Source organism: Streptomyces sp. NPDC055254 (assembly GCF_053606025.1).
This window is the reverse complement of sequence record NZ_JBSGQV010000075.1, coordinates 1-7463: the sequence shown is the minus strand read 5'-3', so window position 1 is coordinate 7463 and position 7463 is coordinate 1. Positions and strand designations below refer to the sequence as shown.

7 protein-coding genes are annotated in these 7463 nt (G+C 72.7%); 5 read left to right on the top strand and 2 right to left on the bottom strand.

Features of this window, described 5'->3' with window-relative positions:
• Positions 1 to 56 precede the first annotated feature (56 nt).
• Entirely contained in the window at positions 57 to 1118 is a 1062-nt protein-coding gene (locus ACWFQ8_RS33100) for an MBL fold metallo-hydrolase (RefSeq protein ID WP_453789981.1), read from the bottom strand.
• A 172-nt stretch (positions 1119 to 1290) separates the two neighbouring features.
• On the opposite strand from ACWFQ8_RS33100, the gene ACWFQ8_RS33095 reads away from it, so the two are divergent.
• A complete protein-coding gene (locus ACWFQ8_RS33095) occupies positions 1291 to 2754 on the top strand; it encodes an aldehyde dehydrogenase (protein WP_453789980.1) in 1464 nt (487 codons plus the stop codon).
• Positions 2754 to 2987, top strand: a complete 234-nt coding sequence (locus ACWFQ8_RS33090) for a ferredoxin (RefSeq protein WP_453789979.1) — start codon at positions 2754 to 2756, stop codon at positions 2985 to 2987. The genes ACWFQ8_RS33095 and ACWFQ8_RS33090 overlap by 1 nt, the downstream gene beginning before the upstream one ends.
• A gap of 121 nt (positions 2988 to 3108) precedes the next feature.
• Here the strand turns inward: ACWFQ8_RS33090 and ACWFQ8_RS33085 are convergent, their stop codons facing one another.
• Positions 3109 to 3732, bottom strand: coding sequence for a TetR family transcriptional regulator (locus ACWFQ8_RS33085; protein ID WP_272257467.1), 624 nt, complete (start codon positions 3730 to 3732; stop codon positions 3109 to 3111).
• A 376-nt stretch (positions 3733 to 4108) separates the two neighbouring features.
• Here ACWFQ8_RS33085 and ACWFQ8_RS33080 point away from each other — a divergent pair, with 376 nt between their 5' ends.
• The 3 genes from ACWFQ8_RS33080 (at position 4109) to ACWFQ8_RS33070 (ending at position 7372) form a co-directional block, all read left to right on the top strand.
• On the top strand, positions 4109 to 5422 hold the full coding sequence (locus ACWFQ8_RS33080) for a glycosyltransferase family 4 protein (protein WP_453789978.1): 1314 nt from the start codon (positions 4109 to 4111) through the stop codon (positions 5420 to 5422).
• A 130-nt stretch (positions 5423 to 5552) separates the two neighbouring features.
• Positions 5553 to 6287, top strand: coding sequence for a class I SAM-dependent methyltransferase (locus ACWFQ8_RS33075; protein WP_384543965.1), 735 nt, complete (start codon positions 5553 to 5555; stop codon positions 6285 to 6287).
• On the top strand, positions 6284 to 7372 hold the full coding sequence (locus tag ACWFQ8_RS33070; protein WP_453789977.1) for a prenyltransferase/squalene oxidase repeat-containing protein: 1089 nt from the start codon (positions 6284 to 6286) through the stop codon (positions 7370 to 7372). The genes ACWFQ8_RS33075 and ACWFQ8_RS33070 overlap by 4 nt, the downstream gene beginning before the upstream one ends.
• Positions 7373 to 7463 lie beyond the last annotated feature (91 nt).

Genomic DNA, 7463 nt, shown 5'->3' with positions numbered 1-7463 from the left:
GGCCGGGCGCCGCCGCGCCCTCCCCGCCGCCGCCGCGGTCGACGCCGGCGGGGCGGTCACCGCGCGCGGTAGGACACCGGGTCGCTGCCCGGGACCGCTTCCGCGCGGCCCTGCTTCACCAGCCGGCGCAGGTGCGCTTCCGCTTCCGAGACCGCGATGTTGCGCGACCCGTACGGGATCTGCTCCCAGGGCCGGTTCCACTCCATCCGCTCCGCCAGCTCCCAGGGGGTCAGCGGTGCGGCCAGCAGCTCCCACAGGCCGGTCAGCCGTTCCTCGTGGTGCTCCAGCAGCTCCCGTACGCGGGCGGGTGCGTCGGTGAAGGCGTGCTGGTGCGCGGGGAGCACCTCGGCCGGGCGCAGGCGGCCGATGCGTTCGAGGGAGTCGAGGTAGTCGCCGAGGGGGTCGGTGACGCGGGTGTCCTGCGGGTCCTCGTAGAGGCCGATGTGAGGGGAGATGCCGGGGAGCAGGTGGTCGCCGGAGAAGAGCCGGCCGTTGCCGGGGAGGTTCGCCGGGTGCTCCTCCTCCAGGTGCAGGCAGACGTGGCCGGGGGTGTGGCCGGGGGTCCAGATCGCCCGCAGCCGCCGCCCGGCGAGGGGGAGCAGCTCGGCGGGGACGATCTCCCGGTCGGGGACCGCTGCCCGCAGGCCGGGCAGGGTCCGCAGGCGGCCGCTCGCGCGGGCGGCGCGCAGCGGGGCGATGTGCTCCTCGGGGGCTCCGGCGGCGGCCAGCTTCTCGCTCATGTAGTCGAACCAGACGCCGGGTTCGGCGGAGCGGGTCCGTACGACGACCTCGGTGTCGGCGGCGTGCATGGCGATCCACGCGCCGGAGGCGTCGCGGACCTGCCCGGACAGGCCGTGGTGGTCGGGGTGGTGGTGGGTGATGACCACACCGTGGACATCGGCGATCGCGATGCCGAGCACGGCGAGGCCGGCGACGAGGGTCTGCCACGACGCGGGGTCGTCCCAGCCGGTGTCGACGAGGACCGGGCCCCGGTCGGTGTCGAGGACGTGGACGAGGGTGTGCCCGAGCGGGTTGTCGGGGATGGGGACCTTGATGCCCCATACGCCTCCGCCGTGGTCGGCGACCTGCGGTGTCACGTGTGACGTTCCCTCTGGCATGAGGCTCCCCTGTCCGCTGACGAGAACTTGTTTCAGTAGTAGCCCAAGTCGACCATCATCGCGCCTCTCCGGCCAGCCGTTGGATCTTCCCGGCCGTTCCGTCCCGGCCGTGGACTCCTCTAACTAGAACTGGTATCAGTTCTGGAACGCCAAGCCGCAGGAGGCAGCAGCCATGACCGAGCTCGTGGAACACGGACAACTGTTCATCGGCGGGGAGTGGACGGATCCGCTGGGCACCGAGACGATCCAGGTCGTCTCCCCCCACACCGAGCAGGTCATCGGCTCCGTCCCGCACGCCTCGAAGGCCGATGTGGACCGGGCCGTCGAAGTGGCGCGCAAGGCGTTCGACGAGGGGCCCTGGCCCCGGATGGGCCTGGAGGAGCGGATCGCGGTCGTCTCCCGGATCAAGGACGCGATAGCCGTCCGGCACGAGGAGATCGCCCGCTCGATCAGCTCCCAGAACGGATCCCCCTACTCCTGGAGCATCCTCGCCCAGGCGCTCGGCCCGATGATGGTCTACGACGCCGCGATCACCGTCGCCCGCGCCTACCCGTACGAGGAGCACCGCCAGGGCGTCCTCGGGCCGATCCTGGTGCGCCGGGAGCCGGTCGGGGTCGTCGCCGCCGTCATCCCGTGGAACGTCCCGCAGTTCGCCGCGGCGGCCAAACTCGCGCCCGCACTGCTCTCCGGCTCGACGGTGATCCTCAAGCCGTCCCCCGAGGCCCCGCTGGACTCCTGCATCCTCGCGGACATCGCGCGCGAGGCCGGGCTGCCGGAGGGGGTGCTGTCCATCCTGCCCGCCGACCGCGAGGTCAGCGAGTACCTGGTCGGCCACCCCGGGATCGACAAGGTCTCCTTCACCGGCTCCGTGGCCGCGGGCAGGCGGGTGATGGAGGTCGCCGCGCGCAACCTCACCCGGGTCACCCTCGAACTCGGCGGCAAGTCGGCCGCCGTCGTCCTGCCCGACGCGGACCTCGCGACCACCATCGCCGGGATCGTGCCGGCCGCCTGGATGAACAACGGGCAGGCGTGCGTGGCCCAGACCCGCGTACTCGCGCCGCGCAGCCGGTACGAGGAGGTCGCCGAAGCCCTCGCCGCGGCGGCGGGCGCCCTGGTGGTCGGCGACCCGCTGGACCCGGCGACCCAGCTCGGGCCGCTCGTCGCGCGGCGCCAGCAGCAGCGCTCGCTCGACTACATCCGCATCGGTCAGGAGGAGGGCGCCAAGGTCCTGGCGGGCGGCGGCCGCCCGGCGGGCCGGGAACGCGGCTGGTACGTCGAGCCCACCCTCTTCGGCGACGTCGACAACTCGATGCGGATCGCCCGCGAGGAGATCTTCGGCCCGGTGGTGTGCCTGATCCCGTACGGGGACGAGGCGGAGGCGGCCCGGATCGCCAACGACTCCGAGTTCGGCCTCAGCGGCAGCGTCTGGACCGGCGATGTCGAGCACGGCATCGAGTTCGCCCGGGGGGTGCGCACCGGAACCTTCAACGTGAACACCTTCAGCCTCGACATGCTCGGCCCCTTCGGCGGCTACAAGAACAGCGGCCTGGGGCGGGAGTTCGGGCCGGAGGGCCTGGGCGAGTACCTGGAGCACAAGATGATCCACCTGCCGGCCGGGTACGAGGCGGGCGCCTGATGGGCGACCGCTGGCAGGTCGAGGTGGACCGAGGGGTGTGCATCGGCTCGGGCATGTGCGTGAACCACGCCCCGGAGGGCTTCGCCCTCGACACGGCCCGCCAGTCCCACCCGCGCACGCCTGAGACGGACGCGAACGAACCGGTCCTGACGGCGGCGGAGGGCTGCCCGGTGGAAGCCATCATGATCACCCTGGCGGCGACGGGAGAAGCGGTGTTCCCGCCGGAGGAGTAGGGCGCGGAGTACGGGGCGGCGGGGCGGTGGCAGCAGGGCGGAACGGCCCCGCCCGCGCTACGCCGCGCCGGCCCGGCCCGCGCTGCGCCGTGCCGGCCCTGCCCCGCCGCCCCCGGCGCAATCAGGCCTTTTCCGGGGCCGTCAGGTCGATCAGGCGGCAGACCGTCTCGATGTCGATCTTGACCTGTGCGATCGAGGCGCGGCCCGACAGCCAGGTGATCAGGGCCGAGTGCCACGTGTGCTCGATGACCCGGACCGCCGAGAGCTGTTCCGCCGTCGGCGGGGCGTCCAGCCCCATCGCGTCCAGGATGATCGCCGTGGTCAGCCGGGACACGGTGTCCACCTCGGGACTCACACTGCGGTCCGCGAAGGTCAGGGCGCGCACCATGGCGTCCGCCAGGTGCGGCTCCCGCTGGAGGGCGCGGAAGGCGCGCATCAGGGTCTCGGCGACCCGCGCCGCCGGGTCGTCACCGGCCGGCGGGCGCTTGCGGAGCGTGGTGTGCATGTGCTGGAGCTGGTCCTGCATGGTGGCGACCAGCAGGTGCACCTTGGACGGGAAGTAGCGGTAGAGGGTGCCCAGCGCCACGCTGGACGACTCCGCCACCTCGCGCATCTGGACGGCGTCGAACCCGCCCCGGCTGGCCAGCTGCGCGCTGGCGTGCAGGATCCGGCGCCGACGCGCCTCCTGGCGCTCCGTCAGGGGAGGGGACGCCGGTGTGGTGACGGCCTTCGCTTCCGCTGTCATGTATCCCGTTCCATGGCGTTCCGTGGCGTTCCGTGTCGTTGCGGTCCCGTGCGGTCCCGTGCGGGGTGGGACGGTCTCCGGTCGGGAGCTGGTTTCGGTCCGGAGCCGGTCCGGAACCGGTCCGGAACCGGTCCGGAACCGGTCCGGAGCCGGTCAGGTTCCGGTCAGGTTCCGGTCAGGTTCCGGGCTGGTTCCCGATCATCGGGGGCCAGCATGGCAGGCGCCCGAGCCGTGGCGCGAATCACCTGCTCCGCCTCTTACGGTGTAGTTTCCGGCCGGTAGATTCAATGGTCATCGACGGATCAAGTCTGAAACTTGTTCTACATTATGCGAGCGGTTACGCTCCGGCGAAAGTGCAGGGAGAAGGGGGCCGTGAGTGACCGCTGAGGCCATGATGACGAGCCCTTTCGCGGGTTCCGCCACGGACGGCGACCGCCCGCTGCGTATCGCACTGCTCACCTATAAGGGGAACCCGTTCTGCGGCGGCCAGGGCGTCTACGTCCGGCACCTGTCGCGCGAGCTCGTGCGCCTCGGACACTCCGTCGAGGTCATCGGCGCGCAGCCGTACCCGGTCCTCGACACGGGCGCCTCGCTCACCGAGCTGCCCAGCCTGGACCTCTACCGGCACCCGGATCCCTTCCGCACGCCCAAGCGCGACGAGTACCGGGACTGGATCGACGCCCTCGAAGTCGGCACGATGTGGACCGGTGGATTCCCCGAGCCGCTGACCTTCTCGCTGCGCGCCCGCCGCCATCTGGCCGCGCGCGCCGGGGAGTTCGACGTCATCCACGACAACCAGACGCTCGGCTACGGCCTGCTGGCCGACCTCGGCGCACCGCTGGTCACGACCATCCACCACCCCATCACCGTCGACCGGCAGTTGGACCTCGCCGCCGCGACGACCCGTGCCAAGCGCGTGTCCGTGCGCCGCTGGTACGGCTTCACCCGCATGCAGGGCCGCGTCGCCCGCAGGCTGCCGTCCGTGCTCACCGTCTCCGGCTCCTCCAAGCAGGAGATCGCCCAGCACCTGGGCGTCCGCGACGAGCGCATCCACGTCGTGCACATCGGCGCCGACACCGCGCTGTGGTCCCCCGACGCCTCGGTGGCCGAGGTCCCGGGCCGCATCGTCACCACCTCCAGCGCCGACGTCCCGCTCAAGGGACTCGTCCACCTGGTGGAGGCGCTCGCGAAGCTGCGGACCGAGCGCCCGGACGCCCACCTCGTCGTCGTCGGCAAGCGCGCCGAGGAAGGCCCGGTCGCCCGCGCCATCGAGGCGTACGGGCTCCAGGACGCCGTCCGGTTCGTCAAGGGCATCACCGACGCCGAGCTCGTGGACCTGGTCCGCAGCGCCGAGGTCGCCTGCGTGCCCTCCCTCTACGAGGGCTTCTCGCTCCCCGCGGCCGAGGCCATGGCCACCGGCACCCCGCTCGTCGCCACCACCGGCGGTGCCATCCCCGAGGTCGCCGGCCCCGACGGCGAGACCTGCCTCGCGGTGCCCCCGGGCGACGCGGGCGCGCTGGCCGCCGCGCTGGGCCGGATGCTGGGCGACCCGGAGCTGCGCGCTCGCCTCGGAGCCGCCGGACGCGCACGGGTCCTGGACCGCTTCACCTGGTCCAGAGCCGCCGAGGGCACCGCCGCGCACTACCGCGCCGCCGTCGAGCGGGCCGCCCGCAGCCGACGTACGCGGTGACGGGCGGGACCTGCCGGACCCGGTGACCCGCCGCCCCCGCGGTGGCAGCCCCCGAACCCGTCCCCGTCTCCCGCTCGTATCCCGACCCCGTTCCCCCCTCACCACCCCGCGACCGCGAAGGCAGGACCCCGTGCTGACCGTCGATTTCTCCCGGTTCCCGCTCGCCGCAGGCGACCGCGTACTCGATCTGGGCTGCGGCGCAGGCCGGCACGCCTTCGAGTGCTACCGGCGCGGCGCCCAGGTGGTCGCCGTAGACCGCAACGGCGAGGAGATCCGCGAGGTCGCCAAGTGGTTCGCCGCGATGAAGGAGGCCGGTGAGGCCCCGGCCGGGGCCACCGCCACCGCCATGGAGGGCGACGCCCTCGCACTGCCCTTCCCCGACGAGTCCTTCGACGTCGTGATCATCTCCGAGGTGATGGAGCACATCCCCGACGACAAGGGCGTCCTCGCCGAGATGGTGCGCGTGCTCAAGCCCGGCGGGCGCATCGCGATCACCGTGCCGCGCTACGGCCCGGAGAAGATCTGCTGGGCGCTCAGCGACGCCTACCACGAGGTCGAGGGCGGCCACATCCGCATCTACAAGGCGGACGAACTCCTCGGCAAGATGGAGGCCGCCGGCCTCAAGCCGTACGGCACGCACCACGCGCACGGCCTGCACTCCCCGTACTGGTGGCTCAAGTGCGCCTTCGGCGTCGACAACGACAAGGCGCTGCCCGTCAAGGCGTACCACAAGCTGCTGGTCTGGGACATCATGAAGAAGCCGCTGGCGACGCGCCTCGCGGAGCAGGCCCTGAACCCGGTCATCGGAAAGAGCTTCGTGGCCTACGCGACCAAGCCGCACCTCCCCGTCGGCGCGACCCAGTGAGCTCCCCCGGGCGCACCGCTCCCGAACACCTCGTCCTGGACGGCGTGCTGACGGCCGAGGAGGCCGCCCTCACCGTGGCCGGCATCCTGGCGGCCCAGCGCGAGGACGGGGCCATCCCGTGGTTCCGCGGCCACCACCTCGACCCGTGGGACCACACCGAGGCCGCGATGGCGCTGGACGCGGCCGGCGAACACGAGGCCGCCGAGCGGGCGTACGCGTGGCTGGCCCGGCACCAGAACCGGGACGGCTCCTGGTACGCGGCCTACGCCGACCGGCCGGACGGCGTGGACACCGCCGAGCCGCAGGACGCGAGCCGGGAGACCAACTTCACCGCGTACATAGCCGTCGGTGTCTGGCACCACTACCTGTCGACGGGCGACGACGCCTTCCTCGACCGGATGTGGCCCGCCGTGTACGCGGCCGTGGAGTACGTGCTCGCGCTCCAGCAGCCGGGCGGCGAGATCGGCTGGAAGCGGGAGTCCGACGGCACGCCCGTCACGGACGCCCTGCTGACCGGCTCCTCATCCATCCACCAGGCACTGCGCTGCGCGCTGGCCGTCGCCGAGCACCGCGAGGAGCCGCAGCCCGACTGGGAGCTCGCCGCGGGCGCGCTCGGGCACGCCATCCGCCGCCACCCGGAGCGGTTCCTCGACAAGAACCATTACTCGATGGACTGGTACTACCCGGTGCTCGGCGGGGCCCTGACCGGGGCCGAGGCCAGGGCCCGCATCGAGGAGCGCTGGGACGAGTTCGTGGTCCCGGACCTGGGCGTGCGCTGCGTCCTGCCGAACCCGTGGGTGACGGGCGGGGAGTCCTGCGAGCTGGCGCTCGCGCTGTGGGCGACCGGGGAGTCGGACCGGGCGCTGGAGATCCTGCGGTCGATCACCCACCTGCGCGCCGAGAACGGCATGTACTGGACGGGGTACGTGTTCCAGGACCAGGCGGTCTGGCCGGTGGAGCAGACGACGTGGACCGCCGGCTCGCTGCTGCTCGCCGTCGCGGCACTGGGCGGGGACGAAGCCACCACCGAGGTGTTCGGCGGGACTTCGCTCCCGGCCGGGCTGGAGCCCGACTGCTGCGGCTGAGTCCGGGCCCGCGGCACCGACCCGGTTCCGCGGCGACGGCGGCCGGGCCCGCCACCCTGGTGTGGCGGGGCCGGCCGCTTGGGGCCGGGAG

Bases quoted from the DNA above. Each gene is read 5' to 3' on its own strand.
- ACWFQ8_RS33100 (WP_453789981.1), bottom strand. From the start codon at position 1,118: ATGCCAGAGGGAACGTCACACGTGACACCGCAGGTCGCCGACCACGGC.
- ACWFQ8_RS33095 (WP_453789980.1), top strand. From the start codon at position 1,291: ATGACCGAGCTCGTGGAACACGGACAACTGTTCATCGGCGGGGAGTGG.
- ACWFQ8_RS33090 (WP_453789979.1), top strand. From the start codon at position 2,754: ATGGGCGACCGCTGGCAGGTCGAGGTGGACCGAGGGGTGTGCATCGGC.
- ACWFQ8_RS33085 (WP_272257467.1), bottom strand. From the start codon at position 3,732: ATGACAGCGGAAGCGAAGGCCGTCACCACACCGGCGTCCCCTCCCCTG.